Genomic DNA, 23,369 nt, shown 5'->3' on the forward strand with positions numbered 1-23,369 from the left:
ATGACCGACGATCCCGAAAAGCCCCCCGTCCCCGCCGAGCAGCGGTTCCCCGTCTCCATCGAGGAGGAGATCCGCCGCAGCTACCTCGACTACGCGATGTCGGTCATCGTGGGCCGGGCTCTCCCCGACGTCCGCGACGGCCTGAAGCCGGTCCACCGCCGCGTCCTCTACGGCATGTGGGAGCAGGGCAACCGGCACAACCGCGCCTACAAGAAATCGGCCCGCATCGTCGGCGACGTCATGGGCAAGTACCACCCGCACGGCGACGCGTCGATCTACGACACCGCCGTCCGGATGGCGCAGGACTTCTCGATGAGCGAGCCGCTCGTCGACGGGCAGGGCAACTTCGGCTCCGTCGACGGCGACAGCGCCGCCGCGATGCGCTACACGGAGATCCGCCTCACGGCGCTCGCCGAGGAGCTCGTCGGGGACGACATCGACAAGGAGACGGTCGACTGGACGCTGAACTACGACGGCTCGCTCCAGGAGCCGACCGTCCTGCCGGCGAAGTTCCCGAACCTCCTCGTGAACGGCGCCGAGGGCATCGCCGTCGGGATGGCGACGAAGATCCCCCCGCACAACCTCCGCGAGGCGTGCGACGCGGCGATCCTCCTCCTCGACAACCCCGAGGCGGGGCTCGACGAGCTCCTCCGCGTCCTGCCGGGCCCGGACTTCCCGACGGGCGGCATCCTCCTCGGGCGCCGCGGCGTCGTCGAGGCCTACCGCAACGGCCGCGGGATCATCCAGGTCCGCGGCCGCGCGGAGATCGAAGCCTCGACACGGGCGGACCGCGAGTCGATCGTCGTCACCGAGCTCCCCTTCCAGGTCAACAAGGCGCGGCTCATCGAGCTGATCGCCGACCTCGTGAACGAGAAGCGGCTCGAAGGGATCTCGGCGATCCGGGACGAGAGCGACCGGGACGGGATGCGCATCGCCATCGACCTGAAGAAGGGCGAGAACGCGAACGTCCTCCTGAACCGCCTCTACCAGCTCACGCCGCTCCAGAGCTCGTTCGGCATCATCTTCCTCGCGATCGTCGAGGGGCAGCCCCGCGTCCTCCCGCTGAAGGAGATGCTCCGGCACTTCCTCGACCACCGCCGTCAGGTCGTGGTGCGGCGGACGCGCTTCGACCTCGCGAAGGCCGAAGGCAGGGCCCACATCCTCCTCGGGCTCGCGATCGCGCTCTCGGGCCTCGACCGCGTCATCGCGATCATCCGCGCCTCGAAGGACCCCGAGGAGGCGAAGGCCCGTCTCACGACGGAGATCGAGGTCGACCTCGCCGCCCTGACCGCGTTCCTCGACCTGCCCGTGCTCGACCTTTCGCCCCGCGCGCGGCGCGAGGGGAATCTCGTCCGCCTCGACGAGGTCCAGGCGCAGGCGATCCTGGAGATGCGCCTGCAGCGGCTCACCGGCCTCGAGCGCGACAAGATCGTCGCCGAGTACAAGGACGTCCTCGCCCTCATCGCGGACCTGAAGGACATCCTCGCCCGCCCCGAGAGGGTCGCGGCGATCATCCGGGCCGAGCTCGCCGACATCCGGACGCGCTTCGGCTGCGACCGGCGGACGGAGATCTCGACCCTCGAGAAGGACCTCAACGACGAGGACCTCATCAAGGACGAGGTCGTCGTCCTCACGGTCACGCGGGGCGGCTACGCCAAGAGCACGCCGCTCTCCGTCTACCGCGAGCAGAAGCGGGGGGGCAAGGGGCGCACGGGCGCCGCCGCGACCGAGGAGGACGTCGTCGAGCACCTCTTCGTCGCCTCGACGCACGACTCCCTCCTCGTCTTCACGGACCACGGGCGGGTCCACTGCGTCCGCGTCTGGGACGTCCCGTCGGCCGGGCCGGCGGCGCGCGGCAAGGCCCTCGTGAACCTCATCCAGGTCGAGCCGGGAGACAAGGTCGCCGCGATGACGACGACCCGCGGATTCCCGGAGGACCGCTTCCTCCTCTTCTCGACGAAGAGGGGGCTCGTGAAGAAGACGGTCCTGTCGGCCTACGGCAACGTCCGCGCGGCGGGGATCATCGCGATCAACCTCGAGGACGAGGACGAGCTCCTCTCCGTCCAGGTCACGGACGGCAGCCGCCAGGTCTTCCTCGGGACGCGCAACGGCATGGGGATCAAGTTCACGGAGACCGACGTGCGGCCCATCGGCCGCGACACGACGGGCGTCAAGGGGATCGAGCTGCGGGAAGGGGACGAGGTCGTCGAGATGGACCTCGTCGACGAGGCCGCGACCCTCCTCGCCGTGACCGAGCTCGGCTACGGAAAGCGGACCGACGTCTCCGAGTACCGCCACCAGACACGCGGCGGCTCGGGGGTCATCAACGTCCGCGTGACCGAAAAGAACGGGCCCGTCGTCGGGATCAAGTCCGTCGGCGAGGGCGACCAGCTCCTCCTCATCACGAGGATGGGGATGATGATCCGATTCGCGGCCGCCGGCGTGCGCGAGACGGGGCGCGCGGCGCAGGGGGTCAAGGTGATCGACCTCGACGAGGGGGATGCCGTCGTCGCCGTGGCCAAGCTTCCTTCGCTCGGCGAACGGGACGAAGTGCCCGACGAGCCCGAGGACCCCGACGCCCCGCCCACGGCCGTCCCGGCCGGGGACGAAACGGAAAGCGAGTAGAGTTAAAGAATGAGGTTCTTCCTCGACACCCTCGACGCCGACGAAGCCCGCCGCGTGAAGGAGTGGGGGCTTCTGGACGGCGCCGTCGTCCGCCCCGAGGCCGTCCTCGCCGCGGGGCGCGACTACCGGAAGGTCGTCTCGGAGCTCTCCCAGGTCAGCGACGGCCCCGTCTTCGCCGCGGTCGCCGCGGGCGAGCCGAAGGCGATGTACAAGGAAGCGCGGGAGCTGGCCAAGCTCGGCAAGGCGATCGTCGTCCGGCTGCCGATGACGCGCGAGGGTCTCCGGGTCGTGCGCCTCCTCAACGACGAGCAGATCGCCGCCGACGTCCACCTCGTCTTCACGCCGCTCCAGGCGCTCCTGGCGGCCCGGGCCGGGGCGGCCTACGCCTCGACGCCGGTCGGGAGCCTCGACGCCGCGGGGCAGGTCGGGATGGACGTCGTCGACGCCGTCGTCCGGGTCTACGACAACTACGGCCTGCAGACCCAGATCGTCGTCGACGCCGTCCAGAACCCCGTCCACGCGCTCGACGCGGCCGCGATGGGAGCGGACGCGGCCGCGATTCCCTTCGCCGTCCTCGACCGCCTCTTCGACCACCCGCTCACGGCGCAGGGCGTCGCGGCGATCCGGACGCACGCGGGCGAAGGCCCCCGGCGAGTACATTAGTGTCCCTCTCCCACGAGCGGGCCATCGACCTCTCCCGCCGGATCCTCGACGGGCTCCGGAAGGCCCCGGGCGTCGAGCTCACGGCGGAGGCGGAGTACGTGACGAAGGGGATCTCCTCGGCCCTCCAGGGCTGGGAGAAGGAGAACGAGGCCCTCGCCGCCGAGGCGCGCAAGAGGGTCCTCGCGCGGGGGCGGCGGGTCGCCGAGGGGTCCCGCGAGTTCGACCAGCTCTTCTCCGAGGAGCTGCGCCGGCTCTGGGACGAGAGGTCCACCCGGGGGGAGTGACCGGACGGGCCGTCGGGCCCGGATGGTTGGCCCCGTGGCCGGGAAAGCTTGCGGTTGGTCTAGGCCAAGGATCATCCTTGCGTCGGTGACGACGCCCGTTCTCCCCGACCCGAACCCGGAAGAGGCGGGCGGCCGCGTGCCGCTCTACCGGACGATCGCGGACGGAGTCATCCGCGACATCCGGAGGGGCCGCTTCCAGGAAGGGTCCCGGCTCCCCGCGTCGCGGGCCCTGGCCAGGACTCACGAGGTGAACCGGGCCACCGTCCACCAGGCGCTGCAGGTGCTGAAGCGCGAGGGGTGGATCGAGACGAACAAGGGAGGCGGGACGCGCATCGCCCGAAGGTCGCTCGCCGGCCCGATGGTCGGCCCCGCCCCGTCGTGGGACCGGATCTCCTCGGCCCTCCTCGGCCGGATCCTCGCCGAAACGGGCGCGCAGGACGGGACTCCCGCCCTGGCGCAGGACCTCGCCCGCCTCGCCCCGGACGAGCGGGAGTTCCCGGCCGAGGCCTTCGCGAAGGTCCTGGCAGAAGTGGCGCGCGACGGGGCCCTCCTGGCCTACGGCTCCCCGTTCGGCTACAGGCCCCTGCGCGAAACGCTCGCCTCCCGCCTCCAGCGGCGCGGCATCCCGGCCGATGCCGACGCGCTCCTGATCGTCAACGGTGCCCAGCAGGGGCTGGACCTCATCACGCGCGCCCTCGTGGACGCGGGGGACGCCGTCGCCGTCGAGAACCCGAGCTACTCGGGAGCGCTCTCCCTGCTGCGGGCCCACGGAGCCCGGCTTCTGGGCGTCCCGCTCGACGCCGAGGGACCGGAGCCAGAAGCGCTCGCCGCCGCGCTGGCCGAACGCCCGAAGTTCCTCTACACGATCCCCGATTTCCAGAACCCGACCGGGCTCCTGGCCAGCGCGGGCCGCCGTCGCGGGCTCGTCGCCGCGGCCGCGGCGGCGGGCGTCCTCGTCGTCGAGGACGCTTTCGACGCCGACCTCTCGGTCGAGGGCGAGCTCCCGCCCCCGCTCGCCGCCCTCGCGCCGGGCCACGTCGTCCACCTCGGGACGATCTCCAAGGCGCTCTTCCCGGGCGTGCGCGTCGGGTGGATCTCGGGCCCGCGCGAGTTCGTCCACCGCCTCGCGGCGCTGAAGCGGATCGGCGAGCTCACCTCCCCGCCGGTGCTCCAGGCGGCGCTGAACGTCTTTCTCTCGCGCGGCGACTACGACCGGCATCTCCTGCGCGTGAAGGCGCGCCTCCGCACGCGGCTCGCCCTCGCGCACAAGACCGTCCTCAGGAGCTTCCCCGTCGGCACCCGCTGCGACCGGCCGCTCGGCGGCTGGGTCCTCTGGGTCGAGCTTCCGGCCGGGGTCTCCGGGCGGGAGCTGGTCGAGGCGGCGCGCGCCGAGGGGGTCCTCGTCTCCCCGGGCGGCGACTACGCGCCCGACCGTGCCGACACGTCCGCCCTCCGCATCTCCGTCTCCCGCAGCTCGGGCGCCGACCTCGAGAAAGCCCTCGAGAGCGTCGGCGTACTGGCCCGGGCCGCCGTCCGAAAGGCTCAGCGAAGAGCCCCCCGCGCCGAGGAGCGGCGCGAGGAAGCCCTCATCCAGATCTGAAAAGGAAAAGAGCCATGAGCAGCAGCCCCGTCTTCTCCTCCCCGTTCACGTCCGATGCGTTCCGCGTCAAGGTCGGTCTCGCCGAGATGCTCAAGGGGGGCGTCATCATGGACGTCGTCAACGCCGAGCAGGCGAAGGTCGCCGAGGACGCCGGCGCCTGCGCGGTCATGGCGCTCGAACGCGTCCCGTCCGACATCCGCCGCGACGGCGGCGTGGCGCGGATGTCCCCCGTCGCCAAGATCCGCGAGATCCAGGAGGCGGTCTCGATCCCGGTCATGGCGAAGTGCCGCATCGGCCACCTCGCCGAGGCGCGGGTGCTCGAGTCGCTCGAGGTCGACTTCATCGACGAGAGCGAGGTCCTGACGCCTGCGGACGAAGAGAACCACGTCTACAAGCACGACTACAAGGTCCCGTTCGTCTGCGGCTGCCGGAACCTCGGCGAAGCGCTCCGGCGGATCGGCGAAGGCGCCGCGATGATCCGGACGAAGGGCGAGGCGGGAACCGGCGACATCGTGCACGCCGTGAAGCACCTGCGCGAGGTGACACGGCAGATGAAGTCGCTGACGCTCCTCTCCCGCGACGAGTGGATGGCCGCGGCCAAGCAGCTCGGGGCGCCGTTCGAGCTCGTCGTCTGGGTCGCCGCCAACGGCCGCCTCCCGGTCCCGAACTTCGCCGCAGGCGGCATCGCGACGCCGGCCGACGCGGCCCTCTGCCGGATCCTCGGTGCGGAGGCGGTCTTCGTCGGGTCCGGCATCTTCAAGTCGGACGACCCGGCCCTGCGCGCGCGCGCCATCGTCGAGGCGACGACCCACTGGGACGATCCGGCCCGCGTCGCCAAGGCGTCCGAGAACCTCGGCGAGGGGATGAAGGGGATCGAGGCGGCCAAGCTCGTCGAGGCGGAGCTCCTGCAGACGCGGGGCTGGTGACGATGATCGTCGGCGTCCTCGCCCTTCAGGGCGACTTCGAGGCGCACGCGGCGGCGCTCGCGCGCCTCGGCGTGCCGGCCCGCCCGGTCCGGACGGCGGACGAGGTCCGGGGCAGCGCGGGCCTCGTCCTGCCGGGGGGCGAGTCGACGACGATGTGGAAGCTGATGGAGGGGACGGGCGTCGCAGCGGCGATCGTCGAGGTCGCGCAGCGGGGCGATCCTGTCTTCGCCACCTGCGCCGGAGTGATCCTCGCGGCGCGCCGGATCGAAGGTCCGGCCCGCGACGGGCTCGGCCTCCTCGACGCGACGGCCGTGCGGAATGCCTACGGGCGACAGCTCGACTCGGCCGTCGTGACGCTCACCGACCTGGACCGGGAGGCGTTCGGCACCGAACCGCTGGAGGCCGTCTTCATCCGCGCGCCGAGGCTCGCCGACCTCGGGCCGCACGTCGAGGTTCTCGCGCGCCGCGGCGGCGACCCGGTTCTCGTCCGGCAGGGGAACGTCGTCGCGGCGACCTTTCACCCCGAGCTCGGGGCCGACCCGCGCGTCCACCGCCTGGCTTTCGCCTCCACTTTCGCCTCCACTCTCGCGACGGCGCTGCCCCCCCGCGCCGCCTGAGAGCGCCGACGTGAGCGCCGTCGAGGATGCGCTGGAAGCGCTCGGCCACCCGCACGGCACGCTCCCCGAGCCGCGTCTCCTCGCAGACCTCTTCGTGAGGTTCCAGGCCCAGGTCCCGCTGCGCCGGGCGCAGCCGGACCTGGGGCCCGCCGGAATCCTCACCTCGTGGCTCGAGGACGGGGCGGGCTGCTGCGGCGGGTCCCGCGTTCGGGTCTTCGCGGCCCTCGCCTCGGCGGCGGGCTTCTCCGTCGAGGAGGCTCTGGCTCGCGGTCCGGCGGGCGAGCGCCACACGGTTCTCCTCGCGCACGCCCGCCGGGTCCTCCTCGATCCGGCGTTTCCCCTCCCGGCACCGCTTTCTCTCGATTCGCGCGACGAGCCCGTGTCGACCGGCTACGGGGCCCTCTCTGTACGGGCCGGCGGCAACGAGCGCCTGGAGGTGTCGCTCGAGACGCGCGGGGACGAACGGAGCCTCTACCAGATCGAGCCGGGCGAGGGGCCGGCCAGCGGCGACCGCGGCCGGGAGCCGGTCCGAGAGGCCGGGCCCGGACAGCTCTTCCGCCTGCTGGAGGATCGCCTGCTCCGCTGGCGGAGCGGTGCACTGGAGGTCTCCGACGCCTGGAGCCGGCTCCGGATACCGTTTCCCGCTTCGGCCGGCGAGGGCCTCGAGGCGCTCTTCGGTCCTCCGATTCCGGAGCTCGCGCGGTCAGGCCCGGCGGAACCGTCGGTCCCCGAGCCGACGCTTTCGGTCTACCACGCGTCGACGGCGGCGCTGCCGCGCCTGCAGACCCTGCTCGCCGATCCCGCGATCCACGCGGCCCTCCTTCCGGAGGGCTGGACCGTGACGGACCTTTCGGTTCGGAGGGACGGCTTCGACCGGACGCTCGTCGAAGGGGGGACGCTCCTGCGCAGGGAGCGGATCACGCTCCTCCCGGAAGGAGTCGCCGTCGAGGCCGAAGGGCCTCTCGCACTCTTCCGGTTGCGAAGGTGGAGGCTGGAGCCGCGTCCCTCCGGAACGCGCCTGCGGATCCAGGCCACCCTGCGCGACCCGGTCCCGCCGCACGGCCTCTCCGAAGGGACCCGCCGCCGCCTCGTCTTCGAGCTCGCGAGCGAGCTCCTCGCGCTGGACGGTCGCGCCACCCAAGGCTGAGCCGGCCACAGGCCCGCAGGGCCAGTGAGGTGGAGACCGAAAAGGGAGAGCCGGCGCGGAGGGGGTTCGGGGGGACCGGCCGCTGGCCCGCAGGGCGAATCAGGTGGAGACCGAAAAAGGAGAACCGGCGCGGAGGGGGTTCGGGGGGACCGGCCGCTGGCCCGCAGGGCCGCGGTCCCCCCGATCCATTACGCCGTCAGAACTCCAGCTCGTCCCCGTCGTCCAGCAGCCGGATGCGCGGGTCCGAGAGCGCCGCCACGTCGGCCCGCAGCTGCGGGAGCGTCGGCGGCTTCATGTGGTAGAGGTGCACCGGGACCCCCGCGGGGAACTTCCGCATTTCCTGGTGGAGCGTGGCAGGGGTCAGGTGCTTGGCGACCTCGGCGATCTCGGACATCGAGTCGGGGAAGGAGCACTCGACGAAGATCGCCTTCAGGTCCGCCCGGCGGCGCACCTCGGCCCAGATGGCCTCGGTGGGGCCGGTGTCGCTCGAGAAGACGACGCAGGCGTGGTCGTCCCAGAGGAGGTAGCCGTAGGTCGGAACGACGTGCGACACGGGGACGGCGAGCGCCTGGAGACCGTTCACGCGGAACGGCACCCCGGCCTCGATGACCCGGAACGTCACGGCGGGGAGGAAGTGCGTCGGAATCCGTGTGAAGTCGGGCCAGATGGCGTCGTTGAAGAGGTGGTCCTGGAGGAGCGCGGTGACGTCTTTCGGGCCGATCACCTCGATCGGCCCCGCGGTCCGCCCGAAGACGTTCTCGACGAGGAACGGAAGCGAGGCGATGTGGTCGAGGTGCGAGTGCGTCACGATGATGGACCGCACCCGCGACTGCTCCTCGAGCGTCAGCGACTGCGTCAGGGCGCCCGCATCGAGAGACACCGTCCCGTCGAGGAGGAACGAGGTCTGCCGATGCCACGGCGTGGAGCCGCCGTACGCTCCGAGAACGCGGACTCTCACGCTGGGATTCTAGGCCGCGGCGGGCCGGTCCGGGGTGACTTCCGTCACCCCTTTTCCGGCCGCAGCGCTCAGAAGGAAGCGGGTCCGATGTAGAAGGTCGTCTGCCAGCCCGAGAGCGACTTCTTCAGGTCCGTCGGGCGGGCGAAGTCGACGTTCCAGGGGATCCCGAGGAAGTAGGTCGTGAATCCGGCTCCGTAGGAGGCCCGCGCATCCACGAGGCGCCCGCTCTCGGCCCACGTGAAGTCCTGGCCCTCGAGCCAGGCGCCGCCGATGTCGAAGAAGAGCCGCCCCCGCACGCCGCCGAAGTTGAGGCCGAAGCCGGTCATCAGGACGTCGATGAGCGGGAAGCGGAACTCGGTGTTGAGATAGGCGATGCGATTGCCGATGAGCGTCCGGTAGTCGTACCCACGCAGCGTGTCGAGGCCGCCGAACGCGTAGACCGTGGGAACCGCGCCGGTGGACCTGGCGCCGAAGAAGCGGAACGCGAAGTTCGTCCGGCGTGAGATCGGGACGTAGGCCCTCGCCGTGACGGCGAGGTCCGACGTGAGCGTTCCCCCGTCCTGGAAGTCCGGCAGGTACCGGTAGTCGGCCGAGAGCGCCTGTCCGCCGTGCGGGCCGAACGACTTGAAACGGGTGCCGTCGTAGCCGAAGCCGACGCCGGCCTGGATCGTGTTGTCCTCGCGGGGCAGGAAGACCTGTCCCTGCGTGCCGTCGTCGTTCGTGATGATGTAGGCCGCGTCGATCGAGCGCGAGATGAAGCCGAACGTCCCCTCGACGCGGGCGTAGCGCGAGAAGGGGTAGACGCCCAGGACGCTGGCGCCGGTCTCCCGGCTGAACCGGCGGTCCGACACGACCTCGCCGGCCGAGTTCAGGCCGAGGAAGTAGGTCCGCTGGTCGTAGAGCTGGACGCCCCACTGGTGGCGCCGTTTGAGGTTGAAGTAGAGGGCGTTGATGTTCGAGTAGCCGGCCAGCGTGTCCCAGATGAGGACGGCGCGCCGGTCACCGAGGTAATCGGAGAAGCTGAACCGGGCGGAGGAGACGAAGGTTCCGTCGGTGTTGATCCCGGCGTAGGCGCCGACGTCGTCGATGAAGAGCTTGAACTTGCTCTTCTCGATCTTCTCGGGGTCGATCGAGACCTCGATGGCCGGGATGAACTCGGCCGCCGCGTCCCTCACGATCGGCGCGGGCGGGAGGGCCTTCTCCTCGAGCCGCCGGAACGGCTTCTTCGCGTCGGCCACGTAGAGCTGGAACCGGCCGGCCTGGTAGCCGGAGAAGATGACCTTCTCCTGCCCGTCGGGCCCCGTGTAGGCGGCCGGCCCGAGGGCCGCTCCGATGACGTCCGTGTACTGGACGAGGTCGCCGGTGGCGAGGTCCTGGCCGTAGACGTTGAAGACGCCGCCACGGGACGAGGCGAAGTAGAGGCGCGAGCCGTCGGGCGAGAAGGCCGCGTCGTCGTCGTTCCCTTCGCCCCACGTGATCTGCTCGATCCGCGAGGGGTCCTCCAGCGGGAAGCGGACGATCTTGTGGAGGCCGGCGACGACCTTCGTGTGGTAGATGAACTTGCCGTCGGGAGAGAAGACGGGCGCGGTGTCGTACCCATCGTCGGCCGTCAGGTTGCGCGCTTCCTTCGACGCGAGGTCGAGGAGGAAGATGTCGCGCGAGGTCCCGGAGATGCCCGTGAAGACGACCGAACGGCCGTCGGGCGAGAAGGCCGGCGACAGGGGCATGTCGGGCGCCACGGGGATCCTCTCGATGATGCCGCCGCCGCGGGCCGAGAAGATGAAGAGCTGGCGGCCTCGCTCGCGCCGGGCGAAGACGGCGATCCTGTCGCCGTCGGGGGCGAAGGAGAGGTCGCGACCGCCCTCGGGCCCCTGCGTCAGGAACTGGGCCGAGATGTACTCGTACTTCGTCGTCCGCCCGGGAGAGAGGTTCTTCCAGAGCTTGCGGGTCTTCGTCGAGAGGAGGGCGATGTCGACGTCCTCCTTGTAGGTCGTGAGTGTCGCGACGAAGTCGCCCGACGGGGAGGGCGCGGCCCCGACCTCGTAGGAGGGGCGCTCCCAGGCCCCGACGCGGAACCGCTCGCCGTACTCGGAGGCCTCTCCCTTCACGGCCAGCAGAGGGAGGTACTTGCGCCGCAGGTAGCGCCGGAACTTGAGGTCGAAGTCGTCGGGATCGATCTCGAAGGTCCTCTTCAGGGCCACGGCGATGTCCTTCCCGAGGAAGGAGCGGAACTCGAAGACGAGCTCGCGGACGGCGTCCTTGCCCCACTCGGCCTCGATGAAGTCGAAGAAGGCGTGGCCGAAGCGGTAGGCGGGGTAGCCGTTGATGTTGACGCGCGTGATCGGTGGGATCTGGTCGGAGTTCACCGCGTCGCGGATGAACATCCGGTCCTTCTCGTCCTCGTCGTCCGCGAAGTAGGAGGCCATCCCCTCCATGAACCACGTCGGGATGTTCGACGTGATCGCCCGGGAGAGCCGCCCTCCGAACAGGATCTCGTACTGGAAGATGTGCGTCAGCTCGTGGGCGATGAGGTTCTGGAGCTTCTCGTCGGGGAGGTCGATCGGCAGCACCATCCGGTTGCGCGCCGGCTCGGCGAACGCGCCGACGCCTTCCGGGATGAAGTTCATGATGATGTTGTTCTGCTCGAACTCGGCGTGCGTGACGTAGAAGAGAAGGGGAATCGGCTTCGGGACCTGGTAGTTGAGGCGGCGCGACAGGTCGTCGTAGGCCGACTCGGCCATCGAGGTGACCTTCTGCAGGGAGGCCTCGCCCCGGCCGTAGTGGTAGATCCGGAAGTGGGTCGAGGAGTAGATCTTCCAGTCGAACTTGTCGTAGACGACCTTGTTCTGCCCCTGGGCGCGGAGCGGCGCCGGGACGAGGGACAGGGCCGCGAGGGCGGCGGGAAGAGCGAGCCGGAAGGCGCGCCGCCTAATCGAAGACATAGCGGTTGGCCTCCCTTTCCCTGACGACGAAGAGGCCGAGCAGCTGGTTCTCGAGCGAGAAGAGGTTCTCGAAGAGACCCACCATCTCGTCTGCGGCGCGCCGCGACTTCTCCTTCTGGTCCTTGAACGTCTCCTGGTAGAGCTTCGCCCCGGTCCGCCCGTCGAAGGCCAGGACGGTCACCTCGAAGGTGAAGCCGGTCGACTCGACGAAGACCTGCCGGTAGTAGGTCCTCCCGTCGAGGTTGCTCGTGTACTCCTCGGACTTGTAGCCCGACTTGTCCTCCACCCGGAAGTCGACGATCCCCGAGAGGAGGACCTCGGCGCCGACACGCGAGCCGAGCTCCCGCCAGAACTCCGTCGCCTCGCCGAGGGCTTTCAGCTCGGTCGAGGGGAGCTTCACGTCGGCGGGCATCGTGACGACGGCCATCTTCGTCCGCCGGCCGATCTGCTTGCCGAGGTAGCGGCGGAACTCGGCGTCGAGGTCGAGGTCCTTGACCCGCGTCGACTCCTTGCGCTCCGAGAGCTTCGAGGCGACGAGGAAGGGAGCGAGCGAGATCCGCTCGCGCCCCGTCACGGCGAGCTTCGGGCGCAGGGGCAGCTTCAGCTTCACTTCTTCGCCGCCGGCCAGGAGCGGGCGGCCGGGGGCCGAGAGGAGGACGAGGGCGGCGAGGAAAGCGGCGGGGCGTCTCACTTCGGTGTCGTCGTGGGGCCGGAGGCCCGCTGCAGGGAGGTGTAGTACTCGGCGAAGCGCGCGTAATTGCGCTTGATGCGGGAGTCGTCGGGACGGAGCTCGAGAGCCTTCTTGTAGGCGGCGAGCGCCCGGGCCGTCTCGCCCGTCGCCTCGCAGGCGACCGCGAGGTTGTTCAGGATCTCGGGGTCGTCCGGCGCGAGCCGGGCCGCCCGTTCGAACCGGAAGAGGGCCTCCCTCCAGAAGCCTCGCTGCGCCATCCTGGCGCCGTAGGTCTTCTGGTCGGCGGCCTGGGTGGTGGCCTCCGGGCTGGAGGCGCAGCCGGAAAACGACACGGCGATCGAGAGGACGAAGCCCAGGGCGGGGGCGCGGCGACGGTGTCTCACGGAGGGCGGCATTATAGTCAGCGCTCCCTACGCAAGATGCGATCCCAGCGGATGCCCTCCGACATCGTCCTCTCGTGGAGCCTCCGCGTCCGCGGAGCGCAGGCCCGCGTCCTCTCGAGGCTCCTCGTCGCCGCGGGCTCGCCGGAATCGGCGCTCGAGCGTCCTCCCGGGGAGGCGGCCGCGCTCGCGGGGGCCGACGTCGTGGAGGTCGTGCCGCTCCTCGACCGCTCGCCGGCTCCGGGGCTCGACGCGCACCGCGGGCGCCTCGAGAGATGCGGCGCGCGCGTCGTCACGATCTGCGATCCCGAGTACCCGGCTCTTCTCAGGGAGGCGCCCGATCCGCCTCCGTTCCTCTTCGCGCGAGGCCGGCCGCTCGGCGACCGGCCCGCAGTCGGCCTCGTCGGGTCCCGGCGCGCGACCCGCAACGGGCTCGAGGCGGCCCGGCTCGTCGCTGCGGGCCTGGCGCGGGCCGGGGTCACGGTCGTATCGGGATTCGCCCACGGGATCGACGCGGCCGCCCACGCCGCGGCGCTCGACGAAGGTGGGGAGACGTGGGGCGTTCTCGGCTGCGGGGTCGACGTTTCCTACCCCGCCGCCCACGACAGGCTCCGGGCGCGGATGCTCGAGGGGGGAGCCCTGCTCTCGGAGCTGCCCCCCGGAACGCCCCCCGAGGCGTGGCACTTCCCGGTCCGCAACCGGATCATCGCCGGCTGCGTCCGGATCGTCGTCGTCGTCGAAGCGGCGCTCAAGAGCGGCTCGCTCATCACGGCGCGGTGCGCAGCCGAGGCGGGCCGCGACGTCGCGGCGGTTCCGGGGCCCGTGATCGGGGACCACGCCTCCGGGTCGAACGCCCTCCTGAAAGACGGAGCGATCCTCGTCCGCGACGCGGACGACGTCCTCCGGGAGCTCCCCGACGAGGACCTCCTCCGCCTCCGCCCGGGCGGGCCGTCCCAGGACGGGGTCGGCCTCGGGACGCCCGACGACCCCGACGCGGCGCGCGTCCTTCTCGCCCTCGACGCGGCCGAGCCGCGCGACGCCGACGCGCTCTCCGCGGCGACCGGCCTCTCCGCCGCGCGCCTCTCGGCCGCCCTCGTCCTTCTCGAGCTGGAGGGGCTCGCCGAGGCGCTCCCGGGCGCCCATTTCGCCAGGAGGGGGGCCCGGACTTGACAACCGTGGCATCGTAACCGGCCGCATGTCGAAGTCTCTCGTCATCGTCGAATCCCCGGCGAAAGCCGCCACCCTCGGGAAGTTCCTCGGGAAGGACTTCTCCGTCCTCGCCTGCTACGGGCACGTCCGCGACCTCCCGCGCAAGGGAATCTCGGTCGACCGGGAAGCCGGCTACGAGCCGACGTACGAGGTCCTTCCCGGCAAGCAGAAGACGATCGCCGACCTGAAGAGGCACGCGAAGGCCGCCGACGACATCTACCTCGCGGGCGACCCCGACCGCGAGGGAGAGGCGATCTGCTGGCACCTCGAGGAGCTCCTGCGCCCCTCGGCGCCCGCGGCGAGATTCCACCGCGCCGAGTTCCACGAGATCACGAAGACCGCGATCCAGAAGGCGATCGCGAGCCCGGGGACGATCGACACGAACCGGGTCGCCGCGCAGCAGGCGCGCCGGATCATCGACCGGCTCGTCGGCTACGAGGTCTCCGACCTCCTCTGGAAGAAGGTCTGGCGGGGCCTCTCGGCGGGGCGCGTCCAGACGGTGGCGCTGCGGATCGTCGTGGAGCGCGAGGCGGAGCGGGAGCGCTTCCGCCCCGTGCCGTACTTCTCCGTGCCGGTGCAGCTCGCGAAGGGAGACGCCCTCTTCCCTGCCCGCACCGTCACCTGGCGCGGCGAGAAGCTGAAGTTCGACGGCACCGATCCGCGCCTTGCGACCCACGCGGCGGCCGAGGAGGTCCTCGAGCACCTGCGGGCCTCCGCGCTGACGGTCGTCTCCGTCGAGGCGCGCGAGAAGCGGACGAACCCGGTCCCGCCCTTCACGACCTCCAAGCTCCAGCAGGGGGCGGCGCGTTCGCTCGGCTACACGGTCCGCCGGACGATGCAGGTGGCCCAGCGGCTCTACGAGGGCAAGACGATCTCGGGGCGCGGCTCGGTCGGTCTCATCACCTACATGAGGACCGACTCGACGCGGGTCTCCGAGGAGGCGCTCGGCGCGGTGCGCTCCTACATCGGCGCGACCTTCGGGGCCGAGGCCCTCCCCGCAGAGCCCCGCCGCTTCAAGCAGAAGAAGGACGCCCAGGACGCCCACGAGGCGATCCGCCCGACGATGATGGACCTGCCGCCCGAGGCGGTCGCAGGCGACGTCTCGGCCGACGAGCTGAAGCTCTACCGGCTCATCTGGAACCGCTTCGTCGCCTCCCAGATGGCGCCGTCCGTCTCCGACGTGACGACCGTCGAGATCGAGGCCGTCCGCGACGGGCGCGCCGACGTCGCCGGCCTGCGCGCCAGCGGCTCCGTCCTGAAGGACGCGGGCTGGCTCCGCGTCTACGGCCAGGTCTCCGAGACCGAGGACGCCGAAGGGACGGCAACGGAAACGGCGACGCCGACGAAGGGAAGGTCCGCCTCCCGCAGCTCGCGGAGGGGAACGTCCTGCGGCTCGCCGAGGCCGCGGTCGAGGACCACGAGACGCAGCCCCCGCCGCGGTTCAACGAAGCGTCGCTCGTGAAGTTCCTCGAGGAGAACGGCATCGGCCGCCCGTCCACCTACGCCGAGATCATCCGGAAGATCGAGGACCGCGAGTACGTGAGGAAGAAGGACCGCCGCTTCCTCCCCACGCTCCTCGGGCGCCTCGTCGTCGACCTGATGAAGGAGGGCTTCGACGACTTCTTCCAGACCGAGTACACGGCCCGGATGGAGGAGGAGCTCGACGAGGTCGAGGAAGGAAAGCTCGACTGGCGCAAGGCGGTCTCGGAGTTCGACACCCGCTTCCGGAAGGACCGCGACCTGGCGCTGAAGAAGATGGTGTCGGTGAAGGCCGGCCTTCCGTTCGCCGACGTGAAGAAGCACCTGCCCGACGTCCCGCTCCCGGAGGGACTCGGGGAGACGTGTCCGAAGAGCGGCCACGAGCTGCGCCTGCGGATGGGCAAGAACGGCCTCTTCGTGGCCTGCGCCGGCTATCCCGAGTGCGACTTCACCGTCGACATGCCGGAGCCCGAGGAGGACGCGGTCGACGCCACCGAGCTGGAAGGGCAGACGTGCGAGGAGTGCGGGAGCCCGATGAAGCTGCGGTCGGGGCGCGACGGATCGTCCTTCCTCGGCTGCACGGCCTACCCGAACTGCCGCAGCACGGTCGCCGTCAAGGTGGCGAACGGGAAGGCCGAGGCGCGCCCCGACCGCCCGACCGGCGAGAAGTGCCCGCTCTGCGACCACGACCTCGCCACGAAGCACGGCCGCTTCGGCGACTACGTCGGCTGCACGAACTACCCCGCCTGCCGCTACCGGCCGGCCAAGCCGGTCATCTCCACGACCGTCGCCTGCCCGGAGTGCCGGACCGGGGAGATCCTCGTTCGCAAGGGACGGTTCGGGCCGTTCTACGGCTGCTCGAACTACCCTTCCTGCCCGAAGAACTTCCGCGCGCGCCCGGTGCCGAAGGCCTGCCCGCTGTGCGCGGCTCCCTACCTCCTCGTGCGGGACCGGAAGGCGGGAGCCTTCTACGTCTGCGAGAAGGAGGGGTGCGAATTCGACGCGCCGGCCGCCGACCTCGACGCGTACGCCTTCGTTTCGAAGGTGCCGGACGCCGCAGCGGCTGCGGCGACGGCGGCCACGGAGAAGAAGAAGCCCGCCGCGAAGCGGGCCCGGAAGAGCTGACAGAGGGGGGCCCGGTCGGGCCCCCTTCTCCTCCCGTGGCCGGATCAGGCCGGGCGAAGGGCGCGCAGGACGGTCCGGAAGCGGCAGAACCCGGCCTGCGGAAAGCGCCGGTCGACGGCGCCGAGGAACGGGTAAGGGCTCGCGGAGAAGAAGAGATCCTCGACGGCGAAGCCCGCCCCCGAGACGAGCCGGACGACTTCGGCGGACGGGCGGACCGCGATGTGGTCCTCCTGCTGCAGGCCGGGGACGGCGGCCTTGATCCGTTCGGCCCAGTGGTCGCGGTTCGGGGTGTAGATGCCGAGGGCGCCCCCGGGACGAAGGACGCGCCACGCCTCGGCGAGGCAGGGGCGGAGGACCTCGTCGGTGACGTGCTCGACGAAGTCGGCGAGGAGGACGGCGTCGAACGACCGGTCGCCGAACGGGGAGAGGTCCCGGGCGTCGGCCGCCTCGAAGCGGACGTTCGCGAGTCCCCGGGCTTCGGCGGCGGCCCGCGCGACCGCGACGGCGGTCCCGGCCGCGTCGATGCCGACGACCTCGGCGACGAGGGGCGCGAAGAAGAACGCCGTGTCGCCGCGGGCCGATCCGACCTCGAGGAGGCGCAGGCCGGCGTGGGGCCGCACGGCCCGCAGGAGCGCCGCGTCGCGCTCGCGGTACTTGCGGGCGTTGCGCAGGAGCCAGTGCGGCCGGTACATGGCGGTGTAGTAGGCCTCGTCGTAGACCTCGGCATTCGGGGCGAAATCGGGACGGGGCGGCATCGGCGGCATGGTACGTCCCGGGCGTGGGGTGCGACTCAGGAGGGCTCCCCGCGGCGGACGGCCCGGATCAGGATCCGGTAGCGGAACGTCGGCCCGACGAGCGGCAGGGGCGAGAGCGCCTTCTCGATCCAGCGCACGACCGGAAAGGGCGAGACGCTCCAGGTCTCGAGGTCGACGGCGAAGCCGGCCTCGGCGAGGAAACGGCGGTACGCGGCGACGCGCCGGACGGCGATGTGCTGCGGAAACTGCTTCAGGACGAAGTCGTGCGCCTTCATCCGCTCCACGTAGTGGGCCCGGTCGGGGGTGTAGATCCCGAGGCGCCCGCCCGGCCGCAGGACCCGCCGGCACTCGCACAGCATCGCCGCGAGCGTCGGGTCGTCGATGTGCTCGACGAGATCGATCGCGGCCACCGCGTCGACGCTCCCGTCGGCGACCGGTGCCAGGTCGGCGACGTCGGCTTCGAGCCAGCGCACGTTCGCGATCCCGAGCCGCGCGCGCGCCGCCTCGGCCATCGCGATCGCCTCGGGGGCGGCGTCGACGCCGACGACCTCCCGTGCGTGCCGGGCGAGAAGGAACGTGACGTCGCCGCGGGCCGACCCGAGCTCGAGGACGAGGTCCGCCGGGAGGGGCGCGACGACGCGCAGGACGTCCCGGTCGCGCTCGGCGTACTTGCGCGGCGGGTTCTTGAACCAGTGGTGCGGGTGAAGGCCCTTCCAGTACTCGGCGTCGTAGAGATCCCGCTCGAACGTCACGGGGCGAGTCTACCGGCCGCAGGGAAGGCGCCCGGCCGGTGCCCGGCGTCACGGACGCGCGGGAGGGGGTGTTCCCTACAATCAGCGTCCCATGACGGCTCCGAGGGTGACGGTGATCGGAGGCGGCTTCGCCGGCGTCGAGTGCGCGAACGCCCTCGCGCGCCGGGGGCACCGCGTCCGCCTCGTCGAGATGCGGCCCGCGAGGACGACCGACGCCCACGAGACGGACCGGCTCGCCGAGATGGTCTGCTCGAACTCCTTCCGGTCGGACAACCCCGGGAACGCCGTCGGCCTCCTCAAGCGCGAGATGGAGCTCCTCGGGTCGCTCGTCATGGAGGAGGCGCGGCGCACCGCCGTCCCGGCCGGCGACGCCCTCGCGGTGGACCGCGAGCTCTTCGCCCGCGCCGTCACCGCGCGGATCTCCGCAGAGCCGCTCGTCGAGCTGGTCCGCGAGGAGGTCGAGACGTTGCCCGACCCGGGAGACGGCTACACCGTCGTCGCGACCGGCCCGCTCACGTCGCCCGCCCTGTCGGCGTCGCTCCTCGCGGCCCTCGGCGGCAGCCAGCTCTACTTCTACGACGCGGTCGCCCCGATCGTGGAGGCCTCCTCGGTCGACATGTCGGTCCTCTACGCGGCGAGCCGCTGGGGAAAGGGGGGCGGGGCCGACTACCTGAACGTCCCCCTCACGCGCGAGGAGTACGAGGCGTTCGTGCGGGAGCTGCTCGCGGGAGAGAAAGTCCCGTTCCACGATTTCGAGAAGGCCGTCTTCTTCGAGGGGTGCCTCCCCATCGAGGCGATGGCCGAGCGGGGCATCGAGACTCTCCGGCACGGGCCGATGAAGCCGTTCGGCCTGCCCGACCCGCGCACCGGGCGGGACCCGTACGCCGCGGTCCAGCTGCGCCAGGACAACCTCGCGCGGAGCCACTTCAACCTCGTGGGCTTCCAGACGAAGCTGAAGGTGGGGGAGCAGAGAAGGATGTTCCGGATGCTCCCGGGCCTCGGCAGCGCCGAGTTCGTCCGCTACGGGATGCTCCACCGCAACACCTTCCTCAACGGCCCGGCACACCTCGACCGGTTCTTCCGGTGGAAGAAGGACCCGCGCGTCTTCTTCGCCGGGCAGATCACGGGCGTCGAGGGATACCTCGAGTCGGCCGCCACGGGGCTCATGGTGGGCGCGACGCTCGCGCAGCTCCTCGAGGGGCGCGAGCCGCAGCCCCTGGCCTTCTCGACGGCGCTGGGCGCGCTGTCCCGCCACGTCTCCCAGAGCGACGAGGCGCACTACGCCCCGATGAACGTCACGTTCGGCCTGATCGACGACGCGGACGTCCCTCCGATCCGGGACAGGTCCAAACGCCGGGAGGAGATCGTCCGTCGTGCCGTCGCGTCGGTGACGGCCTGGCGCGAGGAGGCGCTCGGCGTCGCGGAGCCGGAAAGCGCGGGAAAGAGGTAGCAGCATGGGCGACTCCGAAGACGAAAAGCAGCAGCCCCCGACCATTCCCGAGCCGAGCCCGTGGATCTCGCGGGAAGGCGACGTCGTCCACCCGGACGCACCCGCCGGAAGCGGAGGTCTCGGGAGGTTCCGGACGGCCGGCAGCCTGGGGAGCGAGGGAAGCGAGCCGGGGTCCGCCCGGCACCCGAAATCGCCGTCCATCCGGTTCGAGCCCCTCTCGGAGGACGAGAAGGCCGAGGTCCTGGACGGTGGCGTGAAGGTCACCGAGCCCGTGCGAAACCCGCCGCCGGTGACGGTGCCCGAGGAGCTCGCGCTGAAGGCCTCGACGAAGGCCAGGATCAAGATCAACGCCAAGGCGAGGGTCGACGCCGACGGAAAGAAGCCGAACCCGGCGGGTGATGCCGGGGCCCGGACCTTCCTCGACCCGTCGAACGTGACGGCGGAGATGCCCCGGTTCGCGCTCCCGGCGAACGCGCCGGAGCCCCCGCCCGACTCGCAGGCCATCACCGGGGTCGTCGGAGACATCGTCGTGACGGGGACGGCCACGATCCAGGTGCAGTACGGCGACGACGCGAAGCCGTCGGCTCCGGCGGCGTGGGGTCGCGGCACGACGGTCGACGACGTGACGAAAAAGGACACGACGGTGGGGTTCCACGAGTCGTGCCACCTCGCCGACTACAAGAGCTACCTCGTCACGACGCCGATCCCGATCCCGGACGACATCTTCAAGGCGAAGACGGTCGGGCAGTGGAAGGCGGCCGCCGCCGCGATCGACGCCGCCATCGAGAGTCACTTCGAGGCCTGCGAGGCCGCGTCCCGGGCGAAGACCGACGAGATCGGCACCAAGATGTCCGACTACGTGAGCACGCACGCCGGGGTCTCCGGCCATTGACGAGACCAGGAAAGGCCGCATGAAAAGACTCCTCCTCGCCGCCGCCCTCTTCACCGTTCCCGTCGCCGCCCAGGAGCCCCCGAAGCGCTCCGCCGCCTGGGATGCCAACTGCACCGTCTGCCATGGAGACGACGGCCGGGGCCAGACGGAGGAAGGGAAGAGGAAGAAGGCCCGGAACCTCGCCGACCCGAAGTGGCTCGCGAGCGTCTCCGACGGCCGGCTCGCCTCCTCGATCAAGCGAGGGCACGACAGGATGCCGGCCTTCGGCCGCAAGCTCTCCGACGAGCAGGTGAAGGCGCTCGTGGCGGAGATCCGGGCCCTTCCGAAGCAGGGTTCCTGACGGCGCGGGCGGGGGCGTGAGCCTCGCGGGAGGTCTCGCGGAGTTCGAGCGGCACCTGGCCGACGAGCGGGCGGTCTCGCCCCACACGCGGAAGGCCTATCTCGACGACGTCGGCCGGTTCCTCGCGTTCCTCGGGCGCTTCTCGGGGACGGACGCCGCCGGAATCGAGGCCTCGGACGTCGACGCCCTCGCCGTCCGCTCGTGGCTCGCGTCCCTGCGGGCGGACGGCCTGGCCCGCAGCTCGATCGTGCGGCGCCTCTCGGCGCTGCGCAGCTTCTTCACGTTCCTCGAGCGGGAAGGGCTCGTCGAAGGCAACCCGGCGCGGGGCGTGGCCACCCCGAGGACCGACAAGCCCCTCCCGGTCACGCTCTCCGTCGCCGAGGCGGCGGCCGTCGTGGAGGCTCCGTCGGCGGCGACCGATCTCGGCCTCAGGGACCGGGCGCTCCTCGAGCTCCTCTACGCCACGGGCCTGCGCGTCTCCGAGCTCGTCGGCCTCTCCATGACGGACGTCGATCTGCCGGCGCGGCAGGTGCGGACGATCGGCAAGGGGCGCAAGGAGCGGATCGTCCCGTTCGGCGAGAAGGCGGCGGAGGCGCTCTCGGCCTGGCTCCCGGCGCGGCTCGCCCTCCTCGCGGGGCGGCGCGTGAGGGGCGAGCCGCTCTTCCTGAACGCCCGCGGCGGACGGCTCACCGACCGGAGCGTGCGGCGGATCCTCCTCTCGGCCCTCGCGGCCGCAGAGGTCTCGCGCCACGCCTCGCCCCACGCCCTCCGGCACTCCTTCGCCACGCACCTCCTCGGCGCCGGAGCCGACCTGAGGACGATCCAGGAGCTCCTCGGGCACGCCTCTCTCGCGACGACCCAGAAGTACACGCACCTCGACGTCGAGAGGCTGATGGAGGTTTACCGGAAAGCCCACCCGAAGGCGGAGGAGAAGGGCTGAGGGCGATGGGATGGGCGGCGGCGCGAGCGCGACGGGCCCCGCGCCGGCAGCCTCACGGCGGCGAGAGGCTGATCCTCCAGAGGTGCTCTTTCCCCTGGGAACTCAACCGGGTTTCGAAGCTGCCCTCCACCGGGATCTGGGGGGCGAAGCCCGCCCCGGACGGCGCGAGGCCCACGATGAAATCGCGGATCCCGAAGCGCAGCCCGACCGGGTCGAAGGTGACCGTTCCCCGGTAGTTCACGTCCTGAAACCCGGGAGCGAGCGACGGGAGGGTGAACTGAAAGGGCTGGCCGAGCAGAACGTCCCGCTCGCCCGAGGAAACGACTCCGGCCGGGGAGCGGACCTCGATCCGCAGCCGCAGCCTTCCCGGGAAGCGCCCGGTCGGGTCGCTGCCGAGCCACTGGCCCAGCAGGAGCTTCACACCGAGCGGGGTCTCCCGTGCGTTCTCCCAGGCGCGCATCGCCCGCGGGCCGAGGTGCGCCCGAAAGGCGGCCAGCATCTGATCGGCCGCACCCGGGATGGAATCCCAGTACGAAGAGGCCCGTGGCGCGGCGGGGCCGTACAGGCCTTGCACCGAGCCGAAGCCATAGCGGTGCCCGGCCGCCTCGGTGAGCAGGCGGCCGAGCTGGACCAGCTGTCGTTCCTGGTCGAGCCGCAGGAAGAGGTTCTGGACCAGGCAGGCCCTCCTCGACGGGGTGGTGTCGAAGACGTGCAGCCAGAACGGGACGTCCAGGGCGGCGTCCGGTTTCTGACCGGAGAGGGTCACGGAACAGAGTTGCCCGAAGGCCTTCCCGGCCGGGATGCGCCCGTCCTGAACCAGCCGGATCAGCGCGTCGTATCTCCACGCGCTCCGCCCGTTCTCGCCGGACCCCTGCTCGAGCAGGTGGAGCAGGAACTCCGGGTCGGACTCGCGGGCGAGCAGGGTCTCGAGGCTCTTCTGAAACGCGCCGGGAGAACAGTTGCGCCTGCAGACGCCGAGAGCGGCGGCGCGGACCCGAAAGACCGGATCGGAGAGCGCTCGATCCAGGACGGCGTTCGGACACAGCGGCGGGTCGACGCGCAGCGCGAGATTCAGGACGGTCTCCTTCTTCGCGGCGTCCAGCTCGCCGAAGCCGTCCAGAAGCGCCTGCAGGGCGGGCACCCCGAAGGCGGCGACGAAATCCTCCACGTCCGGCAAGGTCAGTCCGTCGCGGCACCCGCGCGGGCCGCAGGAGAGCAGGAGCGACTTCAGGCGCCCGGGAACCCGGGAGGCCTCCTCCTGCGAAACGACCCCGAGGAAGGCGCGCCACGCGCTCTGGCGCCGCGTCGCCTCTTCGAGGACGTTCCGCCGGAGAGCCTCCGGGTCGATGGCCCAGGGCCCCGGACCCGGGGTCGGAAGCTCTCCTCCCTTCCCCGGAAAAGCACGCAGCTCGTCGATGCGCTTCTGGTCGTCCCGTATGCCGGCCTGAAGCTTTTCGACGAGCCGTGTCTTGCCCGTATGCAGCGCCCCTGACCCGGGATTCGCCTGAGCGGGACCGGAAACCGCGAGCGCGAAGAAGGCGATCGGCACCCCAAGCACGGGGCACATCGTCTCACTTCCCGGTGGCGCCCGAGG

General features: G+C 71.2%; 21 protein-coding genes. 14 read left to right on the plus strand and 7 right to left on the minus strand.

Annotation, left to right across the window (positions count from 1 at the left end; genetic code table 11):
* The 7 genes from gyrA to IPN03_07140 all read left to right on the plus strand — a co-directional run bounded on the left by gyrA (position 1) and on the right by IPN03_07140 (position 7,862).
* Positions 1-2,625: a DNA gyrase subunit A gene (gyrA, locus tag IPN03_07110; GenBank protein ID MBK9373495.1), complete on the plus strand. Its 2,625-nt coding sequence runs from the start codon at positions 1-3 to the stop codon at positions 2,623-2,625.
* Positions 2,626-2,634: 9 nt separating this feature from the next.
* Positions 2,635-3,288, plus strand: coding sequence for a fructose-6-phosphate aldolase (locus tag IPN03_07115; GenBank protein MBK9373496.1), 654 nt, complete (start codon positions 2,635-2,637; stop codon positions 3,286-3,288).
* Positions 3,288-3,572, plus strand: a complete 285-nt coding sequence (locus tag IPN03_07120) for a DUF507 family protein (GenBank protein ID MBK9373497.1) — start codon at positions 3,288-3,290, stop codon at positions 3,570-3,572. The genes IPN03_07115 and IPN03_07120 overlap by 1 nt, the downstream gene beginning before the upstream one ends.
* 85 nt (positions 3,573-3,657) lie before the next feature.
* Complete coding sequence (locus IPN03_07125; protein MBK9373498.1) at positions 3,658-5,172, plus strand: PLP-dependent aminotransferase family protein; 1,515 nt, start codon at positions 3,658-3,660, stop codon at positions 5,170-5,172.
* A 14-nt stretch (positions 5,173-5,186) separates the two neighbouring features.
* A complete protein-coding gene (pdxS, locus tag IPN03_07130; protein MBK9373499.1) occupies positions 5,187-6,098 on the plus strand; it encodes a pyridoxal 5'-phosphate synthase lyase subunit PdxS in 912 nt (303 codons plus the stop codon).
* A gap of 2 nt (positions 6,099-6,100) precedes the next feature.
* Positions 6,101-6,715, plus strand: a complete 615-nt coding sequence (pdxT, locus tag IPN03_07135) for a pyridoxal 5'-phosphate synthase glutaminase subunit PdxT (GenBank protein ID MBK9373500.1) — start codon at positions 6,101-6,103, stop codon at positions 6,713-6,715.
* 10 nt (positions 6,716-6,725) lie between these two features.
* Complete coding sequence (locus IPN03_07140; protein MBK9373501.1) at positions 6,726-7,862, plus strand: hypothetical protein; 1,137 nt, start codon at positions 6,726-6,728, stop codon at positions 7,860-7,862.
* A gap of 196 nt (positions 7,863-8,058) precedes the next feature.
* Here the strand turns inward: IPN03_07140 and IPN03_07145 are convergent, their stop codons facing one another.
* The 4 genes from IPN03_07145 to IPN03_07160 all read right to left on the minus strand — a co-directional run bounded on the left by IPN03_07145 (position 8,059) and on the right by IPN03_07160 (position 12,836).
* The gene (locus IPN03_07145) at positions 8,059-8,820 is read right to left on the minus strand and encodes a 3',5'-cyclic-nucleotide phosphodiesterase (GenBank protein MBK9373502.1); all 762 of its coding nucleotides are present in this window, start codon (positions 8,818-8,820) and stop codon (positions 8,059-8,061) included.
* Positions 8,821-8,888: 68 nt separating this feature from the next.
* Positions 8,889-11,762, minus strand: a complete 2,874-nt coding sequence (locus tag IPN03_07150; GenBank protein ID MBK9373503.1) for a PD40 domain-containing protein — start codon at positions 11,760-11,762, stop codon at positions 8,889-8,891.
* Positions 11,749-12,453 (minus strand): hypothetical protein, encoded by a 705-nt coding sequence (locus tag IPN03_07155; protein MBK9373504.1) that lies wholly within the window; start codon positions 12,451-12,453, stop codon positions 11,749-11,751. The genes IPN03_07150 and IPN03_07155 overlap by 14 nt, the downstream gene beginning before the upstream one ends.
* Entirely contained in the window at positions 12,450-12,836 is a 387-nt protein-coding gene (locus IPN03_07160; GenBank protein MBK9373505.1) for a tetratricopeptide repeat protein, read from the minus strand. Before IPN03_07160 ends, IPN03_07155 begins: the two co-directional genes overlap by 4 nt.
* Positions 12,837-12,887: 51 nt before the next feature.
* On the opposite strand from IPN03_07160, the gene dprA reads away from it, so the two are divergent.
* The 3 genes from dprA to IPN03_07175 are packed head-to-tail and all read left to right on the plus strand — an operon-like array spanning position 12,888 to position 16,646.
* Positions 12,888-14,003 (plus strand): DNA-protecting protein DprA, encoded by a 1,116-nt coding sequence (dprA, locus tag IPN03_07165; GenBank protein MBK9373506.1) that lies wholly within the window; start codon positions 12,888-12,890, stop codon positions 14,001-14,003.
* 25 nt (positions 14,004-14,028) lie between these two features.
* A complete protein-coding gene (gene topA, locus IPN03_07170; GenBank protein ID MBK9373507.1) occupies positions 14,029-15,504 on the plus strand; it encodes a type I DNA topoisomerase in 1,476 nt (491 codons plus the stop codon).
* On the plus strand, positions 15,501-16,646 hold the full coding sequence (locus IPN03_07175) for a topoisomerase DNA-binding C4 zinc finger domain-containing protein (protein MBK9373508.1): 1,146 nt from the start codon (positions 15,501-15,503) through the stop codon (positions 16,644-16,646). The genes topA and IPN03_07175 overlap by 4 nt, the downstream gene beginning before the upstream one ends.
* A gap of 44 nt (positions 16,647-16,690) precedes the next feature.
* Here the strand turns inward: IPN03_07175 and IPN03_07180 are convergent, their stop codons facing one another.
* Positions 16,691-17,401, minus strand: a complete 711-nt coding sequence (locus IPN03_07180) for a class I SAM-dependent methyltransferase (protein MBK9373509.1) — start codon at positions 17,399-17,401, stop codon at positions 16,691-16,693.
* A 35-nt stretch (positions 17,402-17,436) separates the two neighbouring features.
* A complete protein-coding gene (locus IPN03_07185) occupies positions 17,437-18,153 on the minus strand; it encodes a methyltransferase domain-containing protein (protein MBK9373510.1) in 717 nt (238 codons plus the stop codon).
* Between the two features lie 91 nt (positions 18,154-18,244).
* Between IPN03_07185 and trmFO the strand changes: the two genes are divergently transcribed.
* The 4 genes from trmFO to xerC are packed head-to-tail and all read left to right on the plus strand — an operon-like array spanning position 18,245 to position 21,775.
* Entirely contained in the window at positions 18,245-19,603 is a 1,359-nt protein-coding gene (trmFO, locus tag IPN03_07190) for a methylenetetrahydrofolate--tRNA-(uracil(54)-C(5))-methyltransferase (FADH(2)-oxidizing) TrmFO (GenBank protein ID MBK9373511.1), read from the plus strand.
* Positions 19,604-19,607: 4 nt separating this feature from the next.
* On the plus strand, positions 19,608-20,495 hold the full coding sequence (locus tag IPN03_07195) for a hypothetical protein (protein MBK9373512.1): 888 nt from the start codon (positions 19,608-19,610) through the stop codon (positions 20,493-20,495).
* A 19-nt stretch (positions 20,496-20,514) separates the two neighbouring features.
* Complete coding sequence (locus IPN03_07200; protein MBK9373513.1) at positions 20,515-20,835, plus strand: c-type cytochrome; 321 nt, start codon at positions 20,515-20,517, stop codon at positions 20,833-20,835.
* A gap of 16 nt (positions 20,836-20,851) precedes the next feature.
* A complete protein-coding gene (xerC, locus tag IPN03_07205) occupies positions 20,852-21,775 on the plus strand; it encodes a tyrosine recombinase XerC (GenBank protein MBK9373514.1) in 924 nt (307 codons plus the stop codon).
* Positions 21,776-21,827: 52 nt separating this feature from the next.
* Here xerC and IPN03_07210 read toward each other — a convergent pair whose 3' ends face one another.
* Positions 21,828-23,342, minus strand: a complete 1,515-nt coding sequence (locus IPN03_07210; GenBank protein ID MBK9373515.1) for a hypothetical protein — start codon at positions 23,340-23,342, stop codon at positions 21,828-21,830.
* Positions 23,343-23,369: the final 27 nt, after the last annotated feature.

The sequence above is a fragment of the Holophagales bacterium genome (genome assembly GCA_016719485.1).
Taxonomy (GTDB): Bacteria; Acidobacteriota; Thermoanaerobaculia; order UBA5066; family UBA5066; genus UBA5066.